Source organism: Paenibacillus sp. FSL R10-2748, assembly GCF_038005565.1.
Lineage (GTDB): Bacteria > Bacillota > Bacilli > Paenibacillales > Paenibacillaceae > Paenibacillus > Paenibacillus polymyxa_B.
This window is the reverse complement of the sequence record NZ_JBBOTK010000009.1, coordinates 188,569-214,221: the sequence shown is the minus strand read 5'-3', so window position 1 is coordinate 214,221 and position 25,653 is coordinate 188,569. Positions and strand designations below refer to the sequence as shown.

Here is a 25,653-nt window from a genome sequence, read left to right as displayed (position 1 = left end):
CTTTAATTCGAAGGATACAGCATTTTCATCAGCTCATCCAGCGCCGAGTTTGCCGCTAAATTCCCTGTTGTGCCAAACAACGGTTCAGGCAGATCATAGACATGCCCATTTTTCACAGCGTTGAAATGCTTCCAGATATCGTTAGTTTTGAACTCTTCATCGAACATTTTCACTACTTCATCCGGCATCCCGTGTGCAGCGCGCAAAATGATATCGGGGTTGGATTGCTGCAAGGCTTCGGTATTGTGGGCAATGAACTCCACCTTCTCGCCCTGAACCACATTGGTTCCCCCTGCAATTTTAACCAGATCCCCAATATAGGAATGCTCGGTAGCCACCAGATAGCTTCCCGGTACTCCCAGCAAAATCAATACTTTAGGGGATTTCTTCCCTTTGATCTTTTGTTGAATCTCGGCTACTTTCGCATCCAAAGCTCCATTAATCTCTTTGGCCTTATCGGCTTTGCCAAACGTGTCTCCCAGCTTTTGAATTTCTTTTTGCATATTCGCGAGACTTTCAAAATTTAAAAATTCGGCATTGATTTTCAAATCTTTAAATTTAGGCTCCAGATCATATTTCAGTGTCGTCACCGACAGTACGTCCGTCGGCTTCAATGACATCACTTTTTCCATATCAGGACTCATCGGATTACCCACATCAGGCACATCCTTGTAACGGTCAGGCAGCACTTTTGTGCTTGTCGGCTTGCCTGCCAAATCCAGGCCCAGTGCATTCGTGATTTCCGCAATGGCTACCGTAGTCGCCACAATACGAGGAGCTTGAGCTTTACCGTCAGACGACTTTCCGGTTGCATTAGATGTTGCCGCTGATTTCGAACCATCGCTCTGATTCTGTCCAGCCTGTGCCCCTCCCGAACATCCAGCCAGCAACAAGATCACGATGCCGATTAACATATACAAACAAAACGATTTTCCTTGAGTCAATGCTATATACCGTTTCATGAAAATCCAGTCACCTCAATTCAAAATATAGAACAACATTAGGAACCCCAACTTTTCGGGTATCCGGATTTTGCAAAATTCGATTCCAGTCGCTCCAAAGTGCAATATATAGACGAACTAGACCATTTCGATCTACATATTGTTCATTAGAAGTCGCTTATTGGATTTTTGCAAAATTCCTCGGGTATGTAAATGCTGACAAGTCTTGACGCCGGGGCACCAAGACTTGCTCGCATACAAACTTTGCTGTTATTCAGACTACATTGATTATCACAACCTGAGGCTACTTCGCTTTCAGGCTTGCTTCATCAAATTGAAACTGAACTGTATACCAGTGATCATACGGCACTCCGCCAAGGACCAAGCCAGGCACAATGACGTGTGTGTAAGCACTGATTTTCTGGGACAAGCCCCCTACCTCGAATTGAACGACACGTGTATCGCCGGATGTCGAGATCACTTCCACATCTTTCAGGGTACCGTTTTGCTCTACTTGGAGAGCTGGCATCCAGGAGCTATTTTTCAAAGTAATTTGAATATAGCGCTTGTCTCCCTTTTCAATCAGTGTAGCTGGCTTGTCGAGATAACCGTCCATAACGGAAGCTTCACTCGTTTTGTCTTTAAATACGTTGTAATTAATCGTGTATTGCTTCTCAGGAGCCATTTGAACCGGTTGCTCAACTACTGGTTTTGTTTCAGCCACAGGTGTGGTCGTTTCTGCTGCCTTGTCCGTAGAGGCCGCTGTCGGTTCAGTAGCGGTTGCAGTTGTAGCTGCATTGACTCCCTCACCTTTAAGCGATGCACGGTCAAATTGAATCTGTCCGCCGAATTTCTCATTTAGAATGTATTTCTCAGGCAGATATACCTGTGTGTACACACTCAACTTTTTATCCAGATCAGGCACTTCGAACGCAATAGTGTGCGTATCACCTTTGGTGTCCGAACCCATAATCGTCGGATTGGCATAACGGCCTTCAAAATCCGTTTGGAATAGCTTCAAAGCCTGGTTGTCCGTAACGGTTACATGGGCCTGAACCTTACCATTTTTCACAATCAATTTCGCTAGATTTTGTACAAAAGGAGCCGCTAGAGAATCCTTGTCCGTTCCGTTCGCAAGCACACGGAAGTTCGCACTGTACTCTCCATCCGCTAAGTTGTTTTTCCCTTGCTCTACTTCGTCTGCTTTAGTTTCGTTGTAGTAAGAAACATCACTGGTGTTAAATTTAAATTCAAAATCGTATACCTTCTCTACCCGATCCTCAGTCTTAAAGACCATCGGAGTGGCACTTGCCACTTTAGGGGCTTCATAGACAACTAGTTGGCCTTTTACATTGTTTTTAAAGTCATTTACGCTAAAACGAACGTGCTTCGTATTGCTTGCTGCATCTTCCTGGGTCACTTCTGCGTCTCGGTAGTCCCCGCTTGCGTTGTCCCAAATGCGCAACGCCTTCACTTCATTACTGTTTTGCAGCTTCAGACCTACAAATCGTTTGTCGCCTTCCACGACCAATTGCGCTGGTTCATTAGTGATAAAGCGTTGAGCTGGAGAATCCACTCCTGTGGAACCATCCGACAACAGAATGCTGAATTTCAAGGCATATTTCCCATTGACAAGCTTGTCAAAATCCAATTTTACGATAGGATCTGTAGCTCCTGTAGAGGAAGGCTCGACAAAGCTGCGAATAGTAGCAGGCTCGAATTGAAATTGCACATCATATACGTGATCATATGGGATGCCGCCCAAATCCAATCCAGGTACGATCACATGCGTATTCACTGTCACTTTATCCGAGAGATTTGGCACTTCAAATTGTACTGTTCTTGTATCTGCGGAGGTCGATTGATCGACAACCTGAGCCTCTGCACCATTTACTTTGAACGTTTTAATCCAACTGCTCTTGTCCATTTTGATCTGAATCACATTTTTACCGGACTGTCTTAGCAGCGTGGCTGGTTTCTGCATATAGCCATCCATCACAGATATTTCATTGCTTCCGTTTTTAAGTACAGAGAAATCAATGCTGTATCTGCCGTTTTCAGTCACGGGAGTTGTGCCGCCGTCTGTTCCTTTTACCGCAATGCTGCTGCGGTCAAATTGAAGACGAAGCTTATGATCCATCTCATAAACCCCACCTGGATAGGTCGTGCTCACATGTACCTGTGCATTCATAATAGCGTCCAAATCGGCCACTTTGAATTTCACAACACGTGTGTCCGCTTTCTTGTCCACGCTTACGATATCTGCATCTGTTAACGTTCCGTTTTGTTCTGTTTTGAACTCCGTCACTGTGGCGCTGTCTTTGATCGTGAAGGAAGCTTCATACTTGCCTTTTGATACCGTCAGTGTTGCCGGAGATAATAAATATTGCGCCATTGCCGATTTTTGATCTTTTGTTGCGTGCAATGCATTGAACTGGATCGAATACGTTCCATCAGCTAAAACTTTTCCTGGCGTACCTGGCGTCCCAGGATCAACCGGGGATGTTGCATTAGTGATGCTACTCTTATCAAATTGCAGACGAAGTTTATGATCCATCTCATAAACCCCACCTGGATAGGTCGTGCTCACATGTACTTGTGCATTCAAAATAGCGTCCAAATCCGCTACTTTGAATTTCACAACACGTGTATTAGCATTCTTGTCCTCACTTACAATATCCGCATCCGTTAACGTTCCGTTTTGTTCTGTTTTGAACTCCGTTACTGTGGTGCTGTCTTTAATGGTGAAGGAAACTTCTTTTTGCCCTTTCGATACCGTCAAAGTCGCTGGAGACAACAGATATTGTGCCATGGCTGACGCTTGATCTTTTGTGGCATGCAGTGCGTTAAAGTTAATCGAGTACGTTCCATCCGCCAAATCTGATGGTGCGGGTACAGAAGCCAGCTGAAGATCTACATTATAAGTATGCACGTAGCCCAGCTCAGGCCAGTTGATGCTTACCCATGCGCTTAACTTAGCAGGTATTTCTTTAACCTCGAATTCAATAACTCGTGTATTCGCAGTTTTGTCTTCACTTACTGTAGCAACATTAGTTAATAGTCCATTTTGTTCTACCTTAAAGCCATCAATTTGCTTACTGTTTTTCAATGTAAAACGTACATACTTCTTGCCATTACGTTCAATCAAAGCGCCTGGTTTCTCTGTATAACCATCCATCATTGACTTTTCACTTGAACCGTCTTTTAACAGCGTGAAGTCCAGATTTGACGTTACTGGAGATGAACCGTTGTCCGTTCCCGAGATACTGTTTTTATCGAACTGAAGACGAAGTTTATGATCCATTTCATAAACCCCACCTGGATAGGTCGTGCTCACATGTACTTGTGCATTTAAAATCGCGTCCAAATCCGCTACTTTGAATTTCACAACACGCGTATTGGCTGTCTTGTCCTCACTTACAATATCCGCATCTGTTAACGTTCCGTTTTGTTCTGTTTTGAACTCCGTTACTGTGGTGCTGTCTTTAATGGTAAAGGAAACTTCTTTTTGCCCCTTCGATACCGTCAAAGTCGCTGGAGACAACAGATATTGTGCCATGGCTGACGATTGATCTTTTGTGGCATGCAGCGCGTTAAAGTTAATCGAGTACGTTCCATCCGCCAAATCTGATGGTACGGGTACAGAGGCCAGCTGAAGATCTACATTATAAGTATTCACGTAACCCAGCTCAGGCCAGTTGATGCTCACCCATGCGTTGAGCTTGGCAGGCAGATCTTTTACTTCAAACTCGATCATTCGTGTATTCGCAGTTTGATCTTCACTTACAACAGAGGTGTCGGTTAACACTCCATTTTGCTCTACCTTGAAACCATCAATCTGCTTACTGTTCTTTAATGTAAATTGGACATATCGTTTACCACCACGCTCAATTAGAGAGCCTGGTTTCTCCGTATACCCATCCATCATTGACTTTTCATTGCTTTCATCTTTCAAAAGGGTAAAGTCCAAATCAGCGAGTTTCTCTCCTGTATTAGGAGGCGTTACCGGTGGTGTTACAGGTGGAACCGTTGGATTCTCCGTTGAGTTTTTAAGTCTCAAACTGGAAGGATCAAACTCAATCCATTCCTTCACTGAACGGTCTGGATCGGTATCTACATACCATGGAGAACTGCTATTAAATCCAAACTCCGTATTTACATTTTGATGAAAATCATAAACATCGAAGCTTACAGTCCCGGAAGTTTTCCCAGAATCCACCTCTATTTTTGCGGGAACTGTTTCCCCGTTTTGTTCAACTAAAAATTTCGAAAGACCTTGAGATTCCACAAACTTAAATGAAAAATGGTATTTTCCATCCTTAATGATCAAATCTCCAGGATAGGTATAGTTTGTTTTGAAGCTTGAATCCCTAGTGCTACCGCTGACTGTCTTTCTTAAAGGTTTGTAATCAATCAGGTATTCTCCATCTGCATAGGTCGCATCAGTAGTGGTCACAGCATTGGTAGGCTCAGCATATGTGCTGGGCACTTCTACCGGAATCTCATAAGTAGCATAAGTAGCACTAGTGACTGTAGTGCTTAAATCGGGCAAATTCGACGAAGTGGACTCATCCTCAGGTGTTGCTCCTACGTACGGTGAAAATAAAGAAAACAACATTAAAACAGCAGCAAATGTCGTTATAAATTTGTTAAATCGGCTTTTCAAGGTGATGTATCCCCCTACTTAAAATATACTCATTTGGAGCTTTGAAACTAAGCTCCAAATGAGTATTCAATTCAAAATTATATTTTCAAAAAGAAGTCTTAGATATCGCTGTCGTCGAATTGGAATTGAACCACATAGTCGTGATCGTACGGAATACCACCAGTGTATTCTGCAGGCACACTTACATGCAGTTTAACGTTCAATTTTTGAGACGGGCTAGTTACAGGGAATTCGACTATTCTTGTATCCCCTGATGTGCTTACTACAGTCGCATTCACATACTGACCGCTTTGTTGAGTTTTGAATTCAGTAACCCAAGCACTTTTGGTAATAGCTACTCTCACTTTATATTGACCATTCGTAACAATCAGTGTGGCTGGTTTTTTCACATAACCATTTGTATCCATGTAGGATGGCTGAGTGGTTCCATCTTTATAAACGGTATAAGGCAATTGATACGTTCCATTAGGCAAAGCCGCATTCGCTTTATTGGCAGAAAATGGAGCTAGTACCACAAAAACAAGCGCTGCCATCAGTACAGTAAGCATTACTTTTTTCAAAGACAATTTTTCCATACGATTCATAATCATGTTCATGTTTTTAATCTCCTTTTACGTTTTATTTTGGATTAGATTTCGTCGAACTGCAGTTGTACATCGTACTTGCCTGTGTAGCCGATTACTGGAATTGTGATCTCAGCGTAAGCATTCACTTTTGCATTCAGATCAGCAACTTCGAATTCCACTACACGAGTGTTGCTAGCAGTATCTGTGCTTACTACAGTCGCATCTTGCAGTACGCCATTTTGCTCTACTTTGAACGTTGTAATCAGATTGCTGCTTTTCACAGTCAGACGAACGACATTTTTGCCATTAGCTACCGTAACCTGAGCAGGCTTCGTCAGGTAGCTATCCAATCGAGAAGTTTCATTGGTTTGATCCTTCAAAACAGTATAGTCTACGTTATACGTGCCGTCGGCTGCTGCCGCTTTAGCTGAGAATGGAGCAACGAGTGCAAAAACAAGCGCTGTCATGATCAATGCTACAAATACCTTCTTAAAAGAAAATTGCTCAAAGCGATTCATTACCATATTCATATCTACACACACTCCTCAATTTTTTATGCTTCAATTTGTGTTGATTTTATGAACGATAAAGATGGCTTGAATTTACTTCTTGGAAGATTTAGTTGATTTTGCTGACTGGACGGCTGCTATTTTTTTGACGCTTTTGGAATCAAAAGCGAAGCGGATCGTATAGTCATGATCGTAGTTATACGCAGGGACAGTAACATGAATTTTAGAGATTAGCGGGCTGTTCACACTCGTAATTGGAAATTGTACGATGCGGGTATCGGTTTTGGCATCCTTATGGATGACCTTTGTATCGATGATTTTGCCTTTGTAATCTACTTTAAACCCAGTTGTCCATTCGCTATGATTCAGCTTAATTTGCATGGTCATTTGACCTTTTTTTACATACAACTTAGCTGGTTTTTCAAAATAATCATTAGCCATGGACACCGAATCATTTTCTGCCTTGAGGATATTGTATTTGAGCGTGTATGTACCATCCGCCAATTTTGGAGAAGCCGCAGCGGCTACTACAGATGACGAAGTTGGCCAAAAGCTCAGCACACTCACCAGCAGAAACACAGCAATAATTGCAGAATACCCCTTCTTCATTATGACAGCAGTCCCTCCCCACGAGAATTTAAGTAATTGATTATCATTCTCAATTGATAATTAAAAAAAATAGCTCTTTTTGAGCCGTGTCTTCCCACCTTTCTATTCCAGAATTTCGCAAAATAAAGTAAACCCATCACCAATATATCTTACACTTTTCGAAAATGTCAATATGTATTTGCATGTACATAACCCCTTGATATATGCTATTTTTTAAGAAAAATTTGTAGTTCCTTCTTCTATAATTCGAATATACCCCTTTTATTTTTAGTTCAAAATTTATTTAAAAATTTGCTTTTTTCAATTGACAATCCCCAGTGATATTCATTATCATTCTCTTATACATAAATGAAAATGATTATCATTATTGTTTAACTCGAAAATTGCAGGAGGAATAACATGAAATCTTATATGTTGTGGTCGTCCGCAGCGCTTTTATTGGCAGTTACCGGATGTAGTAATGGTGCCTCGACCGCAGATCACAAACCAACCAGTGCATCCGTATCTGCCACTTCTGGTACGACAAGCGGTGCGGCGATTCAAGTTACTGATTTTTCAAAACGGACGTTGGCGTTTCAAAAGGTCCCACAACATATCATTGCGCTCAGCAATGGCGATCTGGATATCATATACGCATTGGGTGGAACTGCCGTGGGCAGGCCCAACTCCAATGGACCTGCCATCGTACCTGCTGCTGAGAACGTTCAGCAAGTAGGCTCCACTCATGAAGTCGATCTGGAGAAAATTACGATGCTCAAACCGGATGTCGTGCTAGGCAATTATCCTATGAATGAAAAAGACATTCCAGCCATTGAAGGAGTCGGTTCGCAGCTGCTGCTGACGGGAGCCAATTCAGTTCACGATATTCAGTCGCAAATTACGCTGTTCGGACAATTACTGCAAAAGCAGGCTCAGGCCGTGAAGCTGAACCAGCGAATTGACCAACAAGTAGCTAAGCTGCAAAAGGAAACCGCTTCTGCCTCCAAACCGAAGGTGTTGCTAGTCTACGGAGCCCCGGCTACGTATATGGCGGCACTGCCGAATTCACTGAGTGGAAACATTCTGGAAGCTGCGGGTGGCTCTAACATCGCCGCTGATTTTCCGGGCCTGCAAAATTTCCCGCAATATGCGCAGCTGAACACAGAACGCATCATACAGGCTGACCCTGACTACATCTTCATCATGACCCATGGCAATACGGAAGATGTTAAAGCCGCATTTATAAAAGAAATGCAGGAAAATGCAGCCTGGAACGGAATCCGAGCAGTCAAAAACAATCAGGTCGAGGTTTTACCTTCAGATCTGTTCGGTACGAATCCGGGCACACGTGTCACTAAAGCGCTGGATTTGATGCATCAAAAGCTGTATCCGGCGAAATAGGCGATGGAGATGAACAAACTACAGCGCGCCAGAAGACGCACCATCGCCTGGATTACCCTTCCGATTCTACTGCTGGCCGTCTCTGTGTACGGTCTGGCCTACGGTTCGGTGTCGATTCCACTTCAAGAAATTAATCATGTTTTGCTACATAATGATGAATCTACATATCGCACGATCCTGATGGATCTCCGGCTACCCAGAGTATTAGTAGGTTTACTGGTAGGAGCTTGTCTCGCAGCTTCCGGAGCACTTCTTCAAGGTGTTATGAAAAATCCATTGGCTGACCCTGGCATTATTGGTGTATCGGCTGGAGGTGGACTTGCCGCCGTCATTACGATGGTGATGCTTCCACAGCTCAGCTACCTTCTTCCGATAACCGCCTTTTTGGGAGCCTTTCTGAGCGCAATCGTCATTTATCTGCTGGCTTGGGACCGAGGGGCATCGCCTGTCAAAATTGTGCTCGCTGGCGTTGCGATCAACGCGCTGCTGGGCGCACTCACCAACGGCGTAATGGTCATGTACAGCGACCGCGTACAGGCCGTTCTTCCTTGGCTATCCGGCGGATTAAACGGACGAAGCTGGCATCATCTAGAGTTCATGGCGCCTTACGCCATCATTGGATTAATCGCCTCTTTCTTTGCGATTAAACCTGCTAATTTACTGCTGCTGGGCGACGATTCAGCACAGCTGCTGGGCCAGCGAGTAGAGCTTCAACGCATGCTCATTATCCTGCTTTCTGCCCTGCTTGCCGGTACAGCAGTCAGTGTAGCCGGGTTGATCGGCTTTGTAGGACTGGTCGTTCCCCATGTCATACGGCTGCTGATCGGGGAAGATTATCGGTTCCTCCTTCCCCTTTCCATTGTGGGCGGCGGAACGCTGGTTGTTCTCGCAGATACGGTGGCGCGATCCTGGTTTGACCCGATTGAACTGCCTGTAGGTATTTTGCTAGCCGTCATCGGAGCACCGTTCTTCTTAATCCTGCTCAAGAAACGGGGGAGTTTCGGATGACAGCCATTCAGGGTGAGCATATCTCCTTACAACGTGGGTATTTCAAGCTGGACGATGTGAATATCACCTTGCCCGCTGGTCAGCTCACTGCGATCGTCGGACCGAACGGTTCAGGCAAGTCCACGCTTTTGCGGATCATGACCCGGCTGCTCAAGCAGGATCAGGGTCAGGTTTCCGTCCTCGGCAAGCCCGTGCAGGAATACAAGCGGCGTGATTTTGCCCAGACGATTACAATGCTACCGCAAATGAAGGATATGCTGCCGTTATTGACGGTCCGCGAGCTGGTCGCTTACGGAAGATCTCCTCATGCCAAGGGCTTGAGGGTACGCCATACCGGACAGGACCAGCAAATCGTGGACCATGTCATGAAGATCACGGGCATCCAGCCCTATGCAGATCGGATGTTCCATACTCTATCGGGAGGTGAACAACAAAAAGCACGAATTGCAATGGCCTTGGCCCAACAAACGGATATTCTTTTGCTCGATGAACCGACCACTTTTCTGGATATCGCCCACCAATTTGAAGTTATGGATATGCTGCGGCGTATCAATCACGAGTCCGGCTTGACGATTGTTATGGTACTGCATGATTTGCAGCAAGCTGCGGCCTATTGTCATCATATGATTGCGCTTAAAAAGGGACGAATCGCCGTTGCCGGCGAACCCCGTGAGATTTTGACGTCTGCTTTTCTTCGCGACATTTATGAAATGAACGCTACCATCAAATTTGAGAATGGCTATCCGGTTATTATACCGACCATACCACATCATTCAGGAGGAATTTAATATGGTTATCGTTACAAATACATCTAAAATCACACCGGGCAATGCACATCTACTCATCGAAAGATTTAACAAAGAAGGAAAAGTTGAAAAAATGGAAGGTTTTCTCGGTCTGGAAGTGCTGCTGACTGAAAACACGAAGGATTATGAGGAAGTAACGATCAGTACACGCTGGAAAGAAAAGGAGAACTTCCAAGGCTGGACGAAAAGCGAAGCATTCCGCGAATCCCATAGCCACCGTCAAATTCCGGACTATATTATTGAAAATAAAATCACGTTCTATGAAGTTAAAATCGTTCGTCATCCCATCGCCAACAGCGATTCCTCTTTGGCGAGTGATACGGAAGCAGTTTAATCCTGCATCACAGCCTAAAAACAAAAAAAGCGACTCCGCAGACAATATCAATTGTCCGCAGAGTCAGCGTTTTTTCTATAAGGATTATGTCGAATTCCTCAGATTGTAGTTGAGCAGCGACGTCCAATTTTCAGCGTCTCTCCGTGCCCCAGAACATGAATGCGTTCCTTCGCAATACCCATACGCTCACGCTCCGCTTCGAGACGATCCAGCGCCTCTCTTGGCGTATCATCCGCCAGCTTGAAGGCTCCGTAGTGCATCGGAATCATCTGATCTGCGCCGCAATCTACAAACCCTTGCAATGCCTCCTCCGGTGTCACATGCTGCGAGGTCATGAACCATTCCGGTTCATACGCACCAATCGGCATAAAGGTCAGGTCAATGGCAAAGCGCTCGCCAATCTCCTTAAACCCACGAAAATATCCAGTGTCTCCCACAAAATACAACGTCGGTGTATGCTCTGAATCTGTATTCGAATGAGGATGGGATTCCGTGACGGACGTGGCAGAGCCAATCACCTGCTGCTCATTTTGCAGAACGTATCCCCCCCAATGCGAAGTGTTTGTATCAAACGGCGTGCGTCGTGTCCAATGCTGGGCTGGAACAAACGTAAATCGTACCCCTCCTACCGTAAAATGCTCCCACCATTGCAGCTCATGACAGTTACGAAAACCTTTGCGGATCATTTTCGCCTTTAACCCCGTGGGTACGAGCATCAGCGTATCTGCACGATATAATTTCCGCAACGATTCTAAATGTAAATGATCATAATGTGAATGAGACAGCAGAATGATGTCCAGTGGTGGTACATCCTGAATACGAATGCCGGGCGGAGCCAACCTTTTATCAAGAGCCATACGCTCTGCCCATACCGGATCGGTGACGATATTCAGCCCAAGATACTGGATGAAAAAGGTGGAATGTCCCACCCAGGTCGCTGTCGCCATCTCCCGATTGCTATGCAGGAACTCCAGCTCCGGGGGATGGTTTGGCACAACGAACGTATAATCCTTTATTTTGCTGCGTCGCTCCTGCCGCCATTGTCTGAATTGCTTGATTGTTTTATCGGTATTTACATGATCCATATTGTTAAAACGAACTTTGGGCATGATGCAGCTCCCTCCCTGATGAACCCGTTTTCCAAAAAACGCATCGGTTCAATTTAACTATATATTGTCACTCGAGTGTGAACATAAAATGATGCAACATCCTGATATATGTAAAGTATAATTCAATCACGTCTGTAAAGGAAATTCTGCGATAATACAGCAAAAACAGACCTCCCGAATCAATCAGGAAGGCCTGTTCCACCTGTTGTTGTCAGTCTTGTGGATTTTTAAAGCGTGCCGAATAAATAAACAAAAACACAATCGCCACGACAATAATGATAGGTGACTCGTACATAATCGTAAAATGCTCGAAAGCAGCCACTCTAACTCACCCTTTCTTCCCTTCATGTCCGCGCACATATTTTGCATCGAACAGAAACAATCTTAATATCAGGATTAGCGAAGGGATCAGCACCAGCAGACCCGCAACAAACGCCGTAATCAATGCATACGCCATCGTAGAATTTGTAAAGCTGTCGTAGACATTAATGTAGGGATACAGAACATACGGGAGATGCGAGCGGCCGTAGCCATACCAGGCAAATGCAAATTGCAGCATCACCAATATGAATGAAACCCCTAGATGCCGCCGCTGCCATACCAGATAAACTGCTCCCGCAAAGCATATGAAGGATGCAACAAACATCCAGGCTATGTTCAGCATATTGGTAAAATGATCTGGATTTTGTTTGTTAATCTGAAAAAATGCGAGCAGACTCGCCAAAATCGTAGGAGCACTCCAGAGCAACGCGTACCCTCGTACGATTTCGAAAGCAACCTTGTCCCCTGCCCTTTTGGCATAAAAGGACAAAAACATCGCCGAGATATACAATACACTCACCAGCGCCAGAATAATAACCGCCCACGTGTAGGGGTTGCTTAATAGCTGGCCCCATTGCAGATGAACACCTGTGCTGTTTTCTACAATAATGCCGCCTTCCGAAATGGCAAGAACCGTGGATAGTGCCGCCGGAATCAGCAACCCTGTCGCACCGTATAACGCCATGTAGACGATATTATTTTTACCGGAATGCCCATACGTATTGTATGCATAATACACTCCTCGGATGGCAAGAAGCACAATCGCAATACTGCCGGGAACGAGTAACGCCGTACCATAGTAATATGCCGCATCCGGGAAGAACCCGTTTAATCCCACCACAAAAAAGATGAGAAATACGTTTGTTACCTCCCACACCGGGGACAGATACCGTTGAATGATATTGTGGATTTTGTTCTGGTGGCCTGTTAACACACTGTAAAAGCTGAAAAACCCTGCACCAAAATCAATGGATGCCACAAGCAAATATCCGAACAGGAACGTCCACAAAATGGCGATACCTACAATCTCATAGCTCACTTGCCTTCAGCCCCTTCCAGGCCCAGCTGCCTTATCTCTTCTACCGCATCCTTATTGCGGAATAGCTTGCTGAGTACCTTAATGGCCGAGAAACACAACACCAGATACAAAATAACAAACAGCATCAGCATCCACCCGACACTCGTAGAAGTGGTCGCTGCTTCGGAGACTTTCATATATCCGCGTAAAATCCACGGCTGTCTACCGACCTCCGCAAACATCCATCCGAGCTCAATAGCTACCATCGCCATCGGCCCCACCAGAATGAGCGCCAACAGCAGCCATCTGGGGTATGGTTTGCGACCTGGCAAACGCTTGCGGATCAGATATAGCAGCGGAATGACGAGAATCAGCACCCCTGTAGTGATTTTGAGGTCAAACATATAATGGATAGACAGTGGCGGACGCTGATCTACGGGATAATCATTTAAGCCCTTGACCTCCGTACTGGGCAGGTTCCCGGCCAACACACTAAGTGCATAAGGCACTTTCAGCGCATACTTGATTTCACCGTTCTTATCCATATATCCGCCATATACGAAGGGCGCGTGCGTCATCGTATCAAAATGCCATTCGGCGGCGGCCAGCTTCTCTGGCTGATATTTGGCCAGAAATTTACCGGATGCATCTCCAATCATCACGGTACTGATGGCAAACACAATGGTACAGGTAGCAGTCAGCTTCAGCGCCTTTTTGAAATAAGGGTGATTACGTCCCCTCAGCATGCTGTAAGCCGCCAGTCCCATCAGCACCCCAGCGCTCAATGTATACGAAGAAGCCAGTACATGAGAAACTTTAGTCGGGGTAGCCGGATTTAGCATGGCCTGGATGGGATGAATATCAGTCATGACTCCATTTTTGAGTGTAAAGCCTTGAGGTTGGTTCATGAACGAGTTCACAGTCGTAATAAAAACCGCTGATGCAGATGAGGCAATCGCTACCGGGATGAGCAGCATCAGGTGAAAATATTTGCTTTTAAACCGATCCCAGGTATACAAGTAGATGCCCAGGAATATAGCTTCGATGAAAAAAGCAAACGTCTCCAAAAACAGAGGTAGCGCAATCGCTTGTCCAGCCACCCGCATAAAGGTGGGCCAAAGCAAGCTGAGCTGTAGACCAATGGAGGTGCCTGTAACGACACCCACGGCAACGGTAATGACAAACCCTCGCGCCCACCGTCGGGCCAGCAGTGTATAATGCGGATCACCGGTTCGCAGCCCACGCCATTCTGCTAGTGCAATCATTAAGGGTACGCCAACGCCGATGGATGCAAATACGATATGAACAAACAGGGTAATTCCGGTCAGCATCCGGCTTAGCAATACAGGGTCCAATGAAGACAAATGGGTTTCACTCCTTCATTTCACATTTTAAACATCGCGGATCACTCTGGATTACCAACTAAGGAGTCAAGCGAGCTATGCTTTTAATTACGGCATATAGCATAATGGCCGCAATTACTATACATACAATAATGAGCGTTCTTTCCTGCTTGCGGAACATAGGAACGCCTCCTTCACTTATCTATTGGCGCATTTTGGTAACCTATTCACAGTTTGGTTCATTCTTCCGAGTTTTAACCCTGCTTATACATTGAATGTAGCCGTATTTCTTTTTAGATATTGTCTTATGCATTTCAATACGTTATATTGATATATAGTTAGATAACCTAATTATATGAAAAGAGTGAACTTATGCCACCAAAACAAAGTAAGCGGGACACCATCCAGCAACCCCTTCCCCGTCTGGGTCCAGAACCTTATCTGGAGTTAATGGATCAAACTGCCCTTGCAGGAACGGACCGACAACTTGCCCGCATTGGTCTCTTCTTGCTGTGGACGGGTGATAACGTGCTGGACGCGATCGATCTAGATCTATCTGCCTACGGCCTCACAGAGAGTAAGCTAGATCTGTTGTTGCTGTTGACACTGCACCAATCTCAGGTTCAGATGAGCCCATCTATGATTGCCGACCGTCTGGGAATCCGTCGTGCATCTGTTACATCAATCTTGGACTGGACAGAGCAACGAGGATGGATTATCAGAGAACATAATTCTACAGATCGACGCAAAATTCATGTACGCATTACAGAAGCGGGGACTCATCTTGTACAGCAGGTGCTCCCTGTATTTTGGTCTTCCTGTGCTTCTCTAGCGAGTATTTTGGAGCCAGAGGAGCAGGTCGTTTTTTCGCGGATTATAGAAAAAATCCATCATCATATGGAAGGCAGATTGGGGGTGGGCAGATAAATTTTTTTAAACATATAATTAGGTTATCTAATATAATTAATTACGCGTATCAACAAGCTGTTTATTTTATGATCAAGGAGTGTTCATTGATGAGTAAATTACGAACCAATCATACCGTTATACAGAAAGAAAATGTGGCTCTCCCTTATGCATGGATGACTGTAATCCTATGCTGGTCAGCGGTTGCCGTTATGTCCAGCCTGTATGTGACGATCCCTTTGGTCCCTCTTTTTGCTAAAGTGTTTGGAAAAACACTTGCTGAAGCAGCCCTGCCGGGCAGTATCTTTTCCTTAGGCTTTGCGGCAGGATGTCTTGTTTATGGTGGATTGTCTGACCGCTTTGGACGAAAGCAGGTTATCGTCACCGGACTGCTCGCATTAACGATTATTTCGTTATCCATCAGCTTAACCAGTCAATATTCTGTATTAGTTACACTGCGCTTGCTTCAGGGTTTAGCTGCGGCCACCTTTTCTCCCGTTGCTCTTGCATACGCTGTCGATATGTTCCCGACCGAAAAACGGGTAACGGCTATCGGCTTTATCAGCACCGGTTTTCTAGTAGCAGGTATCGCTGGTCAGGTATTTAGTATTGTCATTAGCGAACAAATGGGGTGGAATACGGTATTTCGGATGCTAGGCATTTTGTATGCAATTACCTTCCTAATCGTCCTTTTTTTCCTGCCTAAAACCCCCTCCCCTCAACGAGGTGTTCGCATTTGGGCAGCTTTCAGTCAGTTGGGGACCGTTCTGCGCTCGTATCCTTTATGGTTAAGCTATACGGTTGCTTTTGTTCTCCTGATGTCCTTTGTGAGCATGTATACGGTTTTGGGTAGCTATCTTGGCGGCCCTGAATTTGGCCTGAATAGCCGACAGATGCTTTATGTCAGATCCGCTGGTATCATCGGCATGCTCCTTTCACCATTCGCCGGAAAGCTAGCCCAGAAATACGGTGTGCACCTTATATTACGTACAGCTCTTATTCTTTCCATTCTGAGTTTGGCGCTGATGGGAATGACACACTCTCTTATGACTATCGTGGTGTTGAGTGTATGCTTTGTCAGCGGCATTGCCCTGAGTGTTCCTTCACTCATAGCAATCGTCGGCCAGCTCGGCGGTGCAGCGAGGGCTATAGCTGTCTCACTATATACCTTCATCCTGTTTGCTGGTACAAGTCTAGCTCCTGTGCTTTCCATTCGCTTGATGGATAATGGCGGTAATCAGACGACTACATTTATGCTGCTGGCAGCTGTTCTGTCTCTAGGCTTTATCGCCTCCCTGCTCATTCGCAGCCACCAGAACGATCCGCTGAAGCGGAATGCATAGACAGCATCAAACTATAAACCAAACTTAAAAGCTACCTATAGCGCCACTGCGCAGTCGGATGGTGCTTCCCATCGCCACCGCTACGCTTGTACAGCACCATTCCACCTACTCCGTTTTCATGTTAATTTTTCGAGTTCGGCTTATATAGCATCCTGTTTTTATTAAAAAAACCTCCATATTCATCAGCCATGTTTACGTGAGTTAGTGTGAGATATGTCATTGTGTTTTCCTCAGAAACACGAACTTCTCTTTGGAGACATTCGCAGAATGAGTTACAATACAGATAAGCTATATATGGAGAACTTTTGACAGGAGGCTGTACTGAGCTATGAAAATAACATCTATCGAGCCAACTCCCAGTCCGAACACCATGATGCTGCATCTGGATGAGCGACTGGAAGCGGGTATCCGCAGAACATATACACGGGACAATGAGCGTTCCGCTCCTCCATTTATCCGGCGCATGCTGGGCATTGAAGGGGTCAAAAGCGTGTTTCACACGACCGACTTTGTGGCCCTTGACCGCAAAGGGAATGCAGACTGGTCCACTATTTTGGGTCAAGTCCGGGATCGGCTAGGCGAGGAAGGCGCTGACGCCAATTGGGATTTGCCAGAGGAAACCTCTGGAGAAGCATTTGGCGAGGCACAGGTCTTTGTGCAATTTTTTCGCGGCATTCCTATGCAAATTCGAGTCAAGGCGGGGCAGCAGGAGGAACGAATTTCCTTGTCCGACCGCTTTGTGCAAGCCGTTACCCGTGTAGCGAGTGCAACGCTGATTAAGGAACGCAAGCTGAGTGATTACGGCGTCCGCTATGGTGAACTGCCGGACATTGCACGCGAGGTCGAGCAGGAACTGGAAGCTGCCTTTCCGCAAGAGCGGCTGGAGCAGATTATCCAACAGGCGATTGCCCACGGCGCAAACAACAGCGAATTCGTGGAGGAACGCCGCGAGTGGAGCGATGCCGAGTTGGGGCAGGCCCTGCAACACGAGGATTGGCGCACACGCTACGCTGCGCTGGATCGGCTGGAACCGACGCCCGAGCATTTGCCGCTTATCCGGCAAGCGCTGCATGACGACAAAATGCAGCTGCGGCGGCTGGGCGTCGTCTATCTGGGCGATATTCGCTCACCGGAGGCGATGGATCTGCTAGCCGAGGCACTGCGCGATCCTTCAGCGGCAGTACGCCGCACCGCAGGCGACACGTTGTCGGACATCGGCGACCCGGTCGCTACCAGCGCAATGATCGGAGCCCTATCGGATAGCAGCAAGTTGGTGCGCTGGCGGGCGGCACGTTTTTTATACGAGGTTGGAACCGAGGATGCGCGTGATGCGCTGGAGAAGGCCGTCGATGATCCCGAATTCGAGGTTAGTCTACAGGCTAAAATGGCGCTGGAGCGCATCGAATCAGGCGAACAAGCCGCGGGAACAGTTTGGCAGCAGATGGCCAAGCGGAACTCTTAATTTAAGATTCTACGAGTGATTTTCAAAAAATTGTAGATTGTCAGAAGATGTACAGGTACGATATACTGTAGTTCGCTATACAATAAAATATCATGTCATACACCTCATCAACCCTGTTTTATGATGAGGTAGAGGTCGCGGATGTAATCAGTACACCGGAGGAGACGATAAGAGCCGTCTGAGATTCCAGTGGAAAGGTACACCCGCCGAAGTATGCGGAGCTGACTCTTTGTAAATACTCCGAATGCTGGGGCTGCTAACCGAAAGGAGCAGAACTGTCACACGCTGTCCTAACACAGACACGTGTGTTGAGCTATCTTGTTATAGAAGAAGGTATGGTGCGGAATGCATAGACAAGACCGCAGGCGTATTCCCTGCGGTTTTTTGATTTATATACTCCCCCTCCTTCTGGCTCTTGCCCTGACATGAAATACAATTTCATGAAGGAGTGTTTGAACGTGCAACACAAAGCAACACCTGACGCAACCTTGCGTAAAAGTCTCAAAGCCCGCCATATGACAATGATCGCCCTCGGCGGCTCTATCGGAACAGGTCTGTTCCTCGCCAGTGGAGGCGCGGTTGCCGAAGCTGGACCCGGTGGTGCCCTGCTGGCTTATGCAGCAGTTGGTCTCATGGTCTACTTCCTTATGACCAGCCTCGGTGAGTTGGCTACATTTATGCCTGAATCTGGCTCTTTTAACACCTATGCAGGTCGCTTCGTCGATCCGGCTTTTGGTTTCGCCATGGGCTGGAACTTCTGGTACAACTGGGCAGTGACGATTGCTGCCGAATTGGCAGCAGCGACCGTGCTCATCAAATACTGGTTCCCGGAAAGCCACTCTGCCTGGTGGAGCCTGTTATTCCTAGCCGTAATCTTCGCGCTCAACGCGTTGACCGTCAAAGGCTACGGTGAGTCTGAATACTGGTTCGCCATGATTAAAATTGTGACCGTCGTCATCTTTTTGACTGTAGGTGTGCTGATGATCTTTGGCATTATGGGTGGTCCTGCGATCGGCTTTGCCAACTTCACGGTAGGAGACGCCCCATTCCATGGCGGATTCTTTGCTGTATTGGGCGTATTCATGGCAGCGGGCTTTTCCTTTCAGGGAACGGAGCTGATTGGGGTAGCCGCTGGAGAGAGCGAAAATCCGCGTGAAAATGTGCCGCGCGCCATCCGTCAAATCTTTTGGCGCATCCTGTTCTTTTATATTCTCGCGATTCTCGTGATTGGATTGATCATTCCGTACACCAATCCGAATCTGCTGCGGGGAGATATCAGTGACATCGGGGTCAGCCCGTTCACGCTCGTATTTGAAAAAGCAGGGCTTGCGATTGCTGCTTCTGTTATGAACGCCGTTATTCTGACTTCCGTATTGTCGGCAGGTAACTCGGGTATGTACGCGGCAACTCGGGTACTGTACGCTTTGGCACGGGAAGGTAAAGCCCCGCGTTTCCTCGGACATATCAATAGACGCGGCATTCCTATGAACGCGCTGCTGATCACGACCGCTGTCGGTATGCTGGCCTTTCTCGCCTCTCTGTATGGAGACGGTGTAGTCTATAACTGGCTGCTGAATGCCTCCGGAATGTGTGGATTTATTACGTGGGTCGGGATTGCGGTCAGCCATTATCGTTTCCGCCGTGCCTTTACTGCACAGGGTCACAGTCTAAGTGAGCTGCCATACAAAGCCCGCTGGTTCCCGTTTGGGCCGTTGTTCGCCTTCGCTCTGTGTATCATTGTCATTATCGGGCAAGGGGCGGATGCCTTCACCGGACAGGAGATTGACTGGAAAACGATGATCGCTACGTACATGAGTGTGCCGCTGTTCCTTTTGCTGTGGCTCGGCTACAAATGGACCAAACGTACTAAAATCGTTCCGTTAAAAGAATGTGATTTGAGTCCAGATGCTTCTTCGGATAAATAATAGAAAACAGTAAAAAAAGCCCGTCTCCACATATCAGGAAAAACACGCTGGTAAACCTGGTCCAAGACCGTTTATCCGCATTTTCACCTGTATATGCCCGGAGACGGGCTTTTTCTGTTTATTTGGAAGAAGAAGCTGACAAAGACATGGATAAGGCACGACGACTAAAAATACCGTATATAACAGCAATCAGCGTCAGCACTGCAGAAAACAAGTACAAATTAACGATGCCCAGATGATCTGCAATCCAGCCCATTAACAGCAGCGATATACAAAAGGTCAAACTTGTCAGTGTGGCCTGGGCAGACAGCACCTTGGGCAAATCATGTACGGACACACTCATTTGCATCATCGTGCGGCGGGATACGACGGACATTTCCGCAGGTAGTCCCATCAACAACACGATAAGCAGTGTCAGCGGCGGTAATGTGTTCAGTGCATACCACGCTGTCAGCAGCCCGTAGCCTACCATCCCCGCCAGCATGGCGGGCAGCAGTCTGCGCTGCAAATGCTTGACGCAGGCGAGAACAACGATGCCGCCGCCAATCGCTCCTGCAAAATACGCTGCATTGATGTATCCCCACCATGCCTCGCTCTTGTGCAAAACCTGCTGAGCGAAAGCAAGCGTGAACGCGCCTACCCAAACCGAACCTCCTAGAAGATCAATCATATCCATAAAAATAAGAGCTTTCAGTCTGCGACTGGCTCCGATGAGGCTCCAGCCTTCACGGAGTATTTCCTTTTTACGTTTGGGAGGTAGTGCGGTGCTCTCTGATTCCGGGCCATACAGTGTATCTTCCAACCGTGCAGGAGGCAAGTCATGATGCCCTTGCCCGGACTCAGTTACAGCTTCGGAAACTGAGACATCTCCACCTCGCACCCGTGTTCCAGGTTGCAGCAAATAATGGGCTTTGCCCTCTAGTGGATCTCGAATCAGACTGGTGAAGATCATTGCTACCATATACAGCCCGCCGGCCACCAGTAGTGTTTTTTCTGAGCCTAGCATGGCTACGAGCACACCACTAAGCCCCCACCCCGCTAATTGCACCGTCTGATCGCTGACCGATACCAGACTGTTTGCCCGCATGAGTCCTTCCCCAGACGCAAGGCGGGGAATCAGCGCATTACGCGCAGGCGTGGTCCATCCGTCCAGAAAGGACATGGCTGCCACCAACGTAAACACCATCACCCATATCGGCTCCGTACCCGCTGACCACAAGTGGCCCAGCAGAACAGCAAAGAAAGCCAATTGCCCGAACTGAGAAACGAATAAAATAAAAGGAAGCTGGAATCGGACCAAAATGAGCGGTGCTAAAAAGCCGCTGATCATCTGTGCCCCCATTCGCAGCAACGGGACGAGTACCGAAGAGAAGATCGAGTCCGTTTCATGAAAAACCAGAGACACAAGTGCCATAATGTAAAGAATGTCGGCCGCATTGGACATAGTCTGCGTGCCAAGCAAGTAGGTAAAGGAACGCTTGTGCATATAAATAGAATACTCCTTTGTTAATGTAGCTTTTTACAGCAAGATGATTAGGTCCACTTCAGGGTTACACGAAGATTGCCGGTACTTCCTAGATCCGTAATCTGATAGGAAATGGATTTCAAACCGAGTTGATATAAGGATTGTAAATCCTCCTTGAGACTTCGCTCCGTTCCCTGATAGGCAAAGGTAAGTGTCGTCCCTCCCTTATTTACAATCTTACGCACCTGTTCCTTAATGTCAGCGGATGTTTTAACCAGACCCTTGCCGTCTTGCAGCGGATATTCGAGGGTATTGTACAGTTTTTGATACACAGCAGCCTTTGATCCTCCGGTAGCCACCAGAACTGATAAGGTTTCACGATACGATGTATTCGCCTGAGGATACGGCTTAACCCATGAGTGATCCCGACGCATTTCGGTATCCGTCAACAGATAATATGAAGTGCTTACCTCGTTCGCGCGATCCGGGATTGGATCATCCCATGTCGTATCCATGTGATACCATCGATCATCTAATAAAACAAGATTCCAGGCATGCAGCTGGCCCCCTGCTCTTCCTTCCACAATCCGGTTCGTAATGCCTGCACGTTCCAGCATTTTATAGGCCAGCAGTGAATAACCCTGACAGACCGTGCTTCCCGTTTTCAGGCCATCATAGGCTGTGTACTTTTGTTGTGCTTCATCATACTTCAGGCGAACGACGATCCAATCATGAATGGCCTTTACCTTCTCATGATCCGTCATTCCCTTCGTAATAATATCCCCCAGCACTGCTTTAACTGTGCTATCCACATATGCTGTCTGTTCCTTAGTCTCCCGGTAGCTTAAACGAATCGTAACCTGAGCGGAGGTCGTTGTGCCTGTATAGCTGAATGCGTAGCTTTTGATCGTATAATTCACATACGGATCACTCTCCATGGCCTGTTGGATGGCCGTCTGTAATTGTTGCTTGAGACCGTTCACTCGCCCTTGATATGTAAAGGTCAGCGTTTCACTCCGCGTAGCCATTGCCTGTAAAAGCTTGTTCTGAAGCTGCTGCGATGATACGGATGGAGCCGGCTTGGTCGATGCCGCATACACATTGCTGCCCCACTCCACAGCCTGCGGCAGCAACACAGCCAGCGCTGCACCCGCAACCAGACATTTTACAAGCCTAACCCCGATTTTTCTGTTCATACAGAGCGTTCCTGCCCTTCTTAGCATAGTTGTAAACAGCTATATCTTACCATAAAAACAGTTGCCCCAAACGCTCTAGTTTTGTCGGTTGCAGACGAGTAAGGGAGCAGTTCAAGACAGGTTGTGACATTATACACGCCTATATAACAGATGGGACAACGAGCAGACTTGTCGTTCGCAGAGAGTTTTATCACAGCAATCTAGGTTTCCTCATGATATGGTACTGGCATCGGAAGTAAATGATATTGATTCTCATTCTAGATCAGAAAGGCTGAGCACCATGCCAGAATGTATCTCACTCCTTCGTACACCATTAGGTCAAACTGTGCGTTTGCAATCTCTTGCCCCTCTTCATCCCTCATTGCGCCGTCGCTTAACAGATATGGGTATCAACGAAGGTTCCATCATACGATTAAAGAAAATCAGTTTATTGGGCGGTCCTATCGTCATTGAATGCAACGGCCAGCTGGTTGGCCTCCGTCAAAATCAAGTGAAGCAACTGGAGGTTGTTCCAACATGGACATGATCGCTCTATTCGGTAATCCCAACACAGGAAAAACCTCATTATTCAACAAGCTGACTCGTACGTATGCAGAAGTAGGAAACTGGTCCGGCGTTACAGTGGAAAAGAAAACAGGAATCCTGCGTGACAAGTCCGCCGTATTGGTGGATTTGCCGGGCGCCTATTCTTTACTCCCTCTTTCGCTGGATGAAGGTGTCGCAACCCGATATTTGCTGGAAGAACCACCTACGGCCCTGATCAACATTGTGGATGCCTCCCAGCTCCAGCGTAATCTCTATCTAACCGTACAACTACTGGAGTATGGCCGTCCGCTTGTACTTGGCTTAAACATGACTGACGTAGCCGATGCCACGGGTCTTCGTGTAAACAAGGAATTGTTAGCCGATCAGTTGAACGTTCCCATCATTCCTATGGTGGCGCGTACAGGCAGTGGAAGTAAGCAAATGCTCGCTTCTCTTCGGGAGGTAAGACGTACATCCAATACTTTTCAATTGGACTACGGCCCTGCCGTTGAAGCTGCTATTACGGATATTTGCGACTTGCTGCCAAATGCACCTGTGCCGCAACTGCGGTGGGCCGCACTGCAATGTCTGGAAGGTAATCCTGTCGTCATGGAATGGATGACGAATGAGGTACAGCGTGAACAAGTAACTGTGCGCATCCACCGTTGCGAGGAAGAACTTCTCGGTGAAGGCCATGCCATCACCCCTGCTCAGCATATTCGTTCTGTACGAACAGCATGGATTGCTGATCTGTGCACCAAGGCACTCGACACCTCCAAACTCAGACCGCACAGCCTGACGGATAGGCTGGATGCACTATTAACTCACCGGTATCTGGGGATTCCGATCTTTTTGCTGCTGATGTACGCTACCTTCAAGTTCACCTTCGATTGGGCGGGTACGATCCTTTCAGATATGCTGGATGGATTTTTTTCAGGGACACTCAGCACTTGGATTTCTGAGTTACTCGTTCACTTGAACGCGTCCGCTTTTACGCAAAGCCTAGTCGTGGACGGCATCGTGGCTGGAGTCGGGGGTGTGCTTGTTTTTCTGCCTCAAATTGCTATTTTATTTCTGATAATTTCAGTGATCGAAGACTCCGGGTATATGGCAAGGGTCACGATACTAATGGATCGCCTGATGCAAGCCGTTGGCTTGAACGGGAAAAGCTTCATTCCCTTCATCATCGGATTTGGCTGCAATGTCCCTGCGATTATGGCAGCACGCACCATTGAACAGCCCAGAGAACGTCTCATTACAACATTGTTGGTGCCCTTTATGTCATGTTCGGCCCGCCTGCCGGTATATGCGTTGTTTGCGGGTGTGTTTTTCCCAACACATGCGGCAAGCATCATCATGCTGATGTATGTGTTAGGAATCATCGTTTCACTTATGCTTGCCAAAATTTTTTCCAAAGTATCCATTTTGTCGGGTGAGCCCTCCCTCTTCATCGTGGAACTTCCTCCCTATCGAGTGCCGCAGGCTCTTACACTATTCCGCAGCACATGGGAGAAGGTCAAAGGCTTCGTCCGTAAAGCCGGAACCATTATTCTTGCAGGTTCCGTTGGCATCTGGCTCTTGTCCAATTTCGGTCCGCAGGGCTTCGGGGCAGACATGGATGACAGCCTGCTTGCCACCGTTGGGGGTTGGTTCGCTCCATTACTGGCCCCTCTCGGTTTTGGCACCTGGCAAGCAGGAGCTTCCCTGCTCACAGGCTTTATGGCCAAGGAAGTTGTCGTATCAACGATGAATATTATTTACCACGTTCCCGATATGCAGGGACTTGAACTACAAGTCAGACAGGCCTTTACACCGCTTGCCTCTTTTAGCTTTATGGTGTTCATTCTGTTGTATGTTCCGTGTCTGGCTACGGTAGCGGTCATTCGTAAAGAAACCCTTTCGTGGCGTTGGACCGCATTTTCTGTGATCTATCCTTTGACCGTCGCATATATCATCGCCGTCTTGATCTATCAATGTGGCAGATTATTAGGTTGGGGTTAAGTCAGGCCCTACAGTAAATAAAAGGAAGTGGATTCCATGATCAATATCATCATTTTATTGGCGATCCTCGGTTATAGTGCGTGGGTGCTGGTACGATTTTTGCGAAAAAGCCGTCAAGGCGCCTGTGCGGGGTGTTCGTCGAGCAAGTCATGTCCTGGCTGTGCCGGGAGTTCTATGAATGAAGATCATGCGAAAATCGAGAAAAGTATTTAATTCAAAC

The 25,653-nt window shown here is 46.9% G+C and carries 22 protein-coding genes and 1 riboswitch; of the genes, 11 read left to right on the top strand and 11 right to left on the bottom strand.

The window, feature by feature from the left end:
* Positions 1–2 precede the first annotated feature (2 nt).
* From isdE to isdC, 5 genes are all read right to left on the bottom strand, one after another.
* On the bottom strand, positions 3–962 hold the full coding sequence (gene isdE, locus NSS66_RS23090) for a heme ABC transporter substrate-binding protein IsdE (protein ID WP_340959865.1): 960 nt from the start codon (positions 960–962) through the stop codon (positions 3–5).
* 283 nt (positions 963–1,245) lie between these two features.
* Complete coding sequence (locus tag NSS66_RS23085) at positions 1,246–5,607, bottom strand: NEAT domain-containing protein (protein ID WP_340959863.1); 4,362 nt, start codon at positions 5,605–5,607, stop codon at positions 1,246–1,248.
* Positions 5,608–5,705: 98 nt separating this feature from the next.
* On the bottom strand, positions 5,706–6,203 hold the full coding sequence (locus NSS66_RS23080) for an NEAT domain-containing protein (RefSeq protein ID WP_053326092.1): 498 nt from the start codon (positions 6,201–6,203) through the stop codon (positions 5,706–5,708).
* 32 nt (positions 6,204–6,235) lie between these two features.
* On the bottom strand, positions 6,236–6,703 hold the full coding sequence (locus NSS66_RS23075; RefSeq protein WP_029519187.1) for an NEAT domain-containing protein: 468 nt from the start codon (positions 6,701–6,703) through the stop codon (positions 6,236–6,238).
* 72 nt (positions 6,704–6,775) lie between these two features.
* Positions 6,776–7,291, bottom strand: a complete 516-nt coding sequence (gene isdC / locus NSS66_RS23070; protein WP_023990293.1) for a heme uptake protein IsdC — start codon at positions 7,289–7,291, stop codon at positions 6,776–6,778.
* Between the two features lie 399 nt (positions 7,292–7,690).
* Here isdC and NSS66_RS23065 point away from each other — a divergent pair, with 399 nt between their 5' ends.
* From NSS66_RS23065 to isdG, 4 genes are read left to right on the top strand one after another with little or no spacing between them, the layout of a single operon-like run.
* Positions 7,691–8,671, top strand: coding sequence for an ABC transporter substrate-binding protein (locus tag NSS66_RS23065; RefSeq protein WP_340959861.1), 981 nt, complete (start codon positions 7,691–7,693; stop codon positions 8,669–8,671).
* 9 nt (positions 8,672–8,680) lie between these two features.
* Positions 8,681–9,679, top strand: coding sequence for a FecCD family ABC transporter permease (locus NSS66_RS23060; RefSeq protein WP_175405192.1), 999 nt, complete (start codon positions 8,681–8,683; stop codon positions 9,677–9,679).
* Positions 9,676–10,467: an ABC transporter ATP-binding protein gene (locus tag NSS66_RS23055; RefSeq protein WP_076160742.1), complete on the top strand. Its 792-nt coding sequence runs from the start codon at positions 9,676–9,678 to the stop codon at positions 10,465–10,467. The genes NSS66_RS23060 and NSS66_RS23055 overlap by 4 nt, the downstream gene beginning before the upstream one ends.
* A 1-nt stretch (position 10,468) precedes the next feature.
* Positions 10,469–10,819, top strand: a complete 351-nt coding sequence (gene isdG / locus NSS66_RS23050) for a heme oxygenase (protein WP_023990297.1) — start codon at positions 10,469–10,471, stop codon at positions 10,817–10,819.
* 98 nt (positions 10,820–10,917) lie between these two features.
* On the opposite strand, the gene NSS66_RS23045 is transcribed toward isdG, so the two are convergent.
* From NSS66_RS23045 to NSS66_RS23035, 4 genes are all read right to left on the bottom strand, one after another.
* On the bottom strand, positions 10,918–11,928 hold the full coding sequence (locus tag NSS66_RS23045) for an MBL fold metallo-hydrolase (RefSeq protein ID WP_340959860.1): 1,011 nt from the start codon (positions 11,926–11,928) through the stop codon (positions 10,918–10,920).
* Positions 11,929–12,139: 211 nt separating this feature from the next.
* Positions 12,140–12,250, bottom strand: coding sequence for a cytochrome bd oxidase small subunit CydS (cydS, locus tag NSS66_RS26870; protein ID WP_007432143.1), 111 nt, complete (start codon positions 12,248–12,250; stop codon positions 12,140–12,142).
* Between the two features lie 6 nt (positions 12,251–12,256).
* Complete coding sequence (locus NSS66_RS23040; protein ID WP_023990300.1) at positions 12,257–13,288, bottom strand: cytochrome d ubiquinol oxidase subunit II; 1,032 nt, start codon at positions 13,286–13,288, stop codon at positions 12,257–12,259.
* Positions 13,285–14,631, bottom strand: a complete 1,347-nt coding sequence (locus NSS66_RS23035; RefSeq protein WP_339200900.1) for a cytochrome ubiquinol oxidase subunit I — start codon at positions 14,629–14,631, stop codon at positions 13,285–13,287. The genes NSS66_RS23040 and NSS66_RS23035 overlap by 4 nt, the downstream gene beginning before the upstream one ends.
* Positions 14,632–14,982: 351 nt before the next feature.
* Between NSS66_RS23035 and NSS66_RS23030 the strand changes: the two genes are divergently transcribed.
* The 4 genes from NSS66_RS23030 to NSS66_RS23015 all read left to right on the top strand — a co-directional run bounded on the left by NSS66_RS23030 (position 14,983) and on the right by NSS66_RS23015 (position 20,246).
* Positions 14,983–15,537: a MarR family winged helix-turn-helix transcriptional regulator gene (locus tag NSS66_RS23030; protein ID WP_339200901.1), complete on the top strand. Its 555-nt coding sequence runs from the start codon at positions 14,983–14,985 to the stop codon at positions 15,535–15,537.
* An 89-nt stretch (positions 15,538–15,626) separates the two neighbouring features.
* A complete protein-coding gene (locus NSS66_RS23025) occupies positions 15,627–16,859 on the top strand; it encodes an MFS transporter (RefSeq protein WP_023990303.1) in 1,233 nt (410 codons plus the stop codon).
* Positions 16,860–17,187: 328 nt separating this feature from the next.
* Complete coding sequence (locus tag NSS66_RS23020; RefSeq protein WP_023990304.1) at positions 17,188–18,321, top strand: virulence factor; 1,134 nt, start codon at positions 17,188–17,190, stop codon at positions 18,319–18,321.
* Positions 18,322–18,442: 121 nt separating this feature from the next.
* A riboswitch (Lysine riboswitch) is annotated at positions 18,443–18,645 on the top strand.
* Between the two features lie 134 nt (positions 18,646–18,779).
* Positions 18,780–20,246: an amino acid permease gene (locus NSS66_RS23015; protein ID WP_023990305.1), complete on the top strand. Its 1,467-nt coding sequence runs from the start codon at positions 18,780–18,782 to the stop codon at positions 20,244–20,246.
* A gap of 118 nt (positions 20,247–20,364) precedes the next feature.
* Here NSS66_RS23015 and NSS66_RS23010 read toward each other — a convergent pair whose 3' ends face one another.
* On the bottom strand, positions 20,365–21,732 hold the full coding sequence (locus tag NSS66_RS23010; RefSeq protein WP_076264989.1) for an MFS transporter: 1,368 nt from the start codon (positions 21,730–21,732) through the stop codon (positions 20,365–20,367).
* 47 nt (positions 21,733–21,779) lie between these two features.
* The gene (locus NSS66_RS23005) at positions 21,780–22,907 is read right to left on the bottom strand and encodes a transglutaminase domain-containing protein (protein WP_069080523.1); all 1,128 of its coding nucleotides are present in this window, start codon (positions 22,905–22,907) and stop codon (positions 21,780–21,782) included.
* Between the two features lie 280 nt (positions 22,908–23,187).
* On the opposite strand from NSS66_RS23005, the gene NSS66_RS23000 reads away from it, so the two are divergent.
* Genes NSS66_RS23000 through NSS66_RS22990 form a run of 3 tightly spaced genes read left to right on the top strand, consistent with a single transcriptional unit; the run spans position 23,188 to position 25,646 of the window.
* A complete protein-coding gene (locus NSS66_RS23000; protein WP_016820309.1) occupies positions 23,188–23,433 on the top strand; it encodes a FeoA family protein in 246 nt (81 codons plus the stop codon).
* Positions 23,424–25,433, top strand: coding sequence for a ferrous iron transport protein B (gene feoB / locus NSS66_RS22995; protein WP_340959858.1), 2,010 nt, complete (start codon positions 23,424–23,426; stop codon positions 25,431–25,433). Before NSS66_RS23000 ends, feoB begins: the two co-directional genes overlap by 10 nt.
* Positions 25,434–25,469: 36 nt before the next feature.
* The gene (locus NSS66_RS22990; protein ID WP_023990309.1) at positions 25,470–25,646 is read left to right on the top strand and encodes a FeoB-associated Cys-rich membrane protein; all 177 of its coding nucleotides are present in this window, start codon (positions 25,470–25,472) and stop codon (positions 25,644–25,646) included.
* Positions 25,647–25,653 lie beyond the last annotated feature (7 nt).

Bases quoted from the DNA above. Each gene is read 5' to 3' on its own strand.
- isdE (WP_340959865.1), bottom strand. From the start codon at position 962: ATGAAACGGTATATAGCATTGACTCAAGGAAAATCGTTTTGTTTGTAT.
- NSS66_RS23080 (WP_053326092.1), bottom strand. From the start codon at position 6,203: ATGAACATGATTATGAATCGTATGGAAAAATTGTCTTTGAAAAAAGTA.
- NSS66_RS23075 (WP_029519187.1), bottom strand. From the start codon at position 6,703: ATGAATATGGTAATGAATCGCTTTGAGCAATTTTCTTTTAAGAAGGTA.
- isdC (WP_023990293.1), bottom strand. From the start codon at position 7,291: ATGAAGAAGGGGTATTCTGCAATTATTGCTGTGTTTCTGCTGGTGAGT.
- NSS66_RS23065 (WP_340959861.1), top strand. From the start codon at position 7,691: ATGAAATCTTATATGTTGTGGTCGTCCGCAGCGCTTTTATTGGCAGTT.
- NSS66_RS23060 (WP_175405192.1), top strand. From the start codon at position 8,681: ATGAACAAACTACAGCGCGCCAGAAGACGCACCATCGCCTGGATTACC.
- NSS66_RS23055 (WP_076160742.1), top strand. From the start codon at position 9,676: ATGACAGCCATTCAGGGTGAGCATATCTCCTTACAACGTGGGTATTTC.
- isdG (WP_023990297.1), top strand. From the start codon at position 10,469: ATGGTTATCGTTACAAATACATCTAAAATCACACCGGGCAATGCACAT.
- NSS66_RS23045 (WP_340959860.1), bottom strand. From the start codon at position 11,928: ATGCCCAAAGTTCGTTTTAACAATATGGATCATGTAAATACCGATAAA.
- NSS66_RS23030 (WP_339200901.1), top strand. From the start codon at position 14,983: ATGCCACCAAAACAAAGTAAGCGGGACACCATCCAGCAACCCCTTCCC.
- NSS66_RS23025 (WP_023990303.1), top strand. From the start codon at position 15,627: ATGAGTAAATTACGAACCAATCATACCGTTATACAGAAAGAAAATGTG.
- NSS66_RS23020 (WP_023990304.1), top strand. From the start codon at position 17,188: ATGAAAATAACATCTATCGAGCCAACTCCCAGTCCGAACACCATGATG.
- NSS66_RS23010 (WP_076264989.1), bottom strand. From the start codon at position 21,732: ATGCACAAGCGTTCCTTTACCTACTTGCTTGGCACGCAGACTATGTCC.
- NSS66_RS23005 (WP_069080523.1), bottom strand. From the start codon at position 22,907: ATGAACAGAAAAATCGGGGTTAGGCTTGTAAAATGTCTGGTTGCGGGT.
- NSS66_RS23000 (WP_016820309.1), top strand. From the start codon at position 23,188: ATGCCAGAATGTATCTCACTCCTTCGTACACCATTAGGTCAAACTGTG.
- feoB (WP_340959858.1), top strand. From the start codon at position 23,424: ATGGACATGATCGCTCTATTCGGTAATCCCAACACAGGAAAAACCTCA.
- NSS66_RS22990 (WP_023990309.1), top strand. From the start codon at position 25,470: ATGATCAATATCATCATTTTATTGGCGATCCTCGGTTATAGTGCGTGG.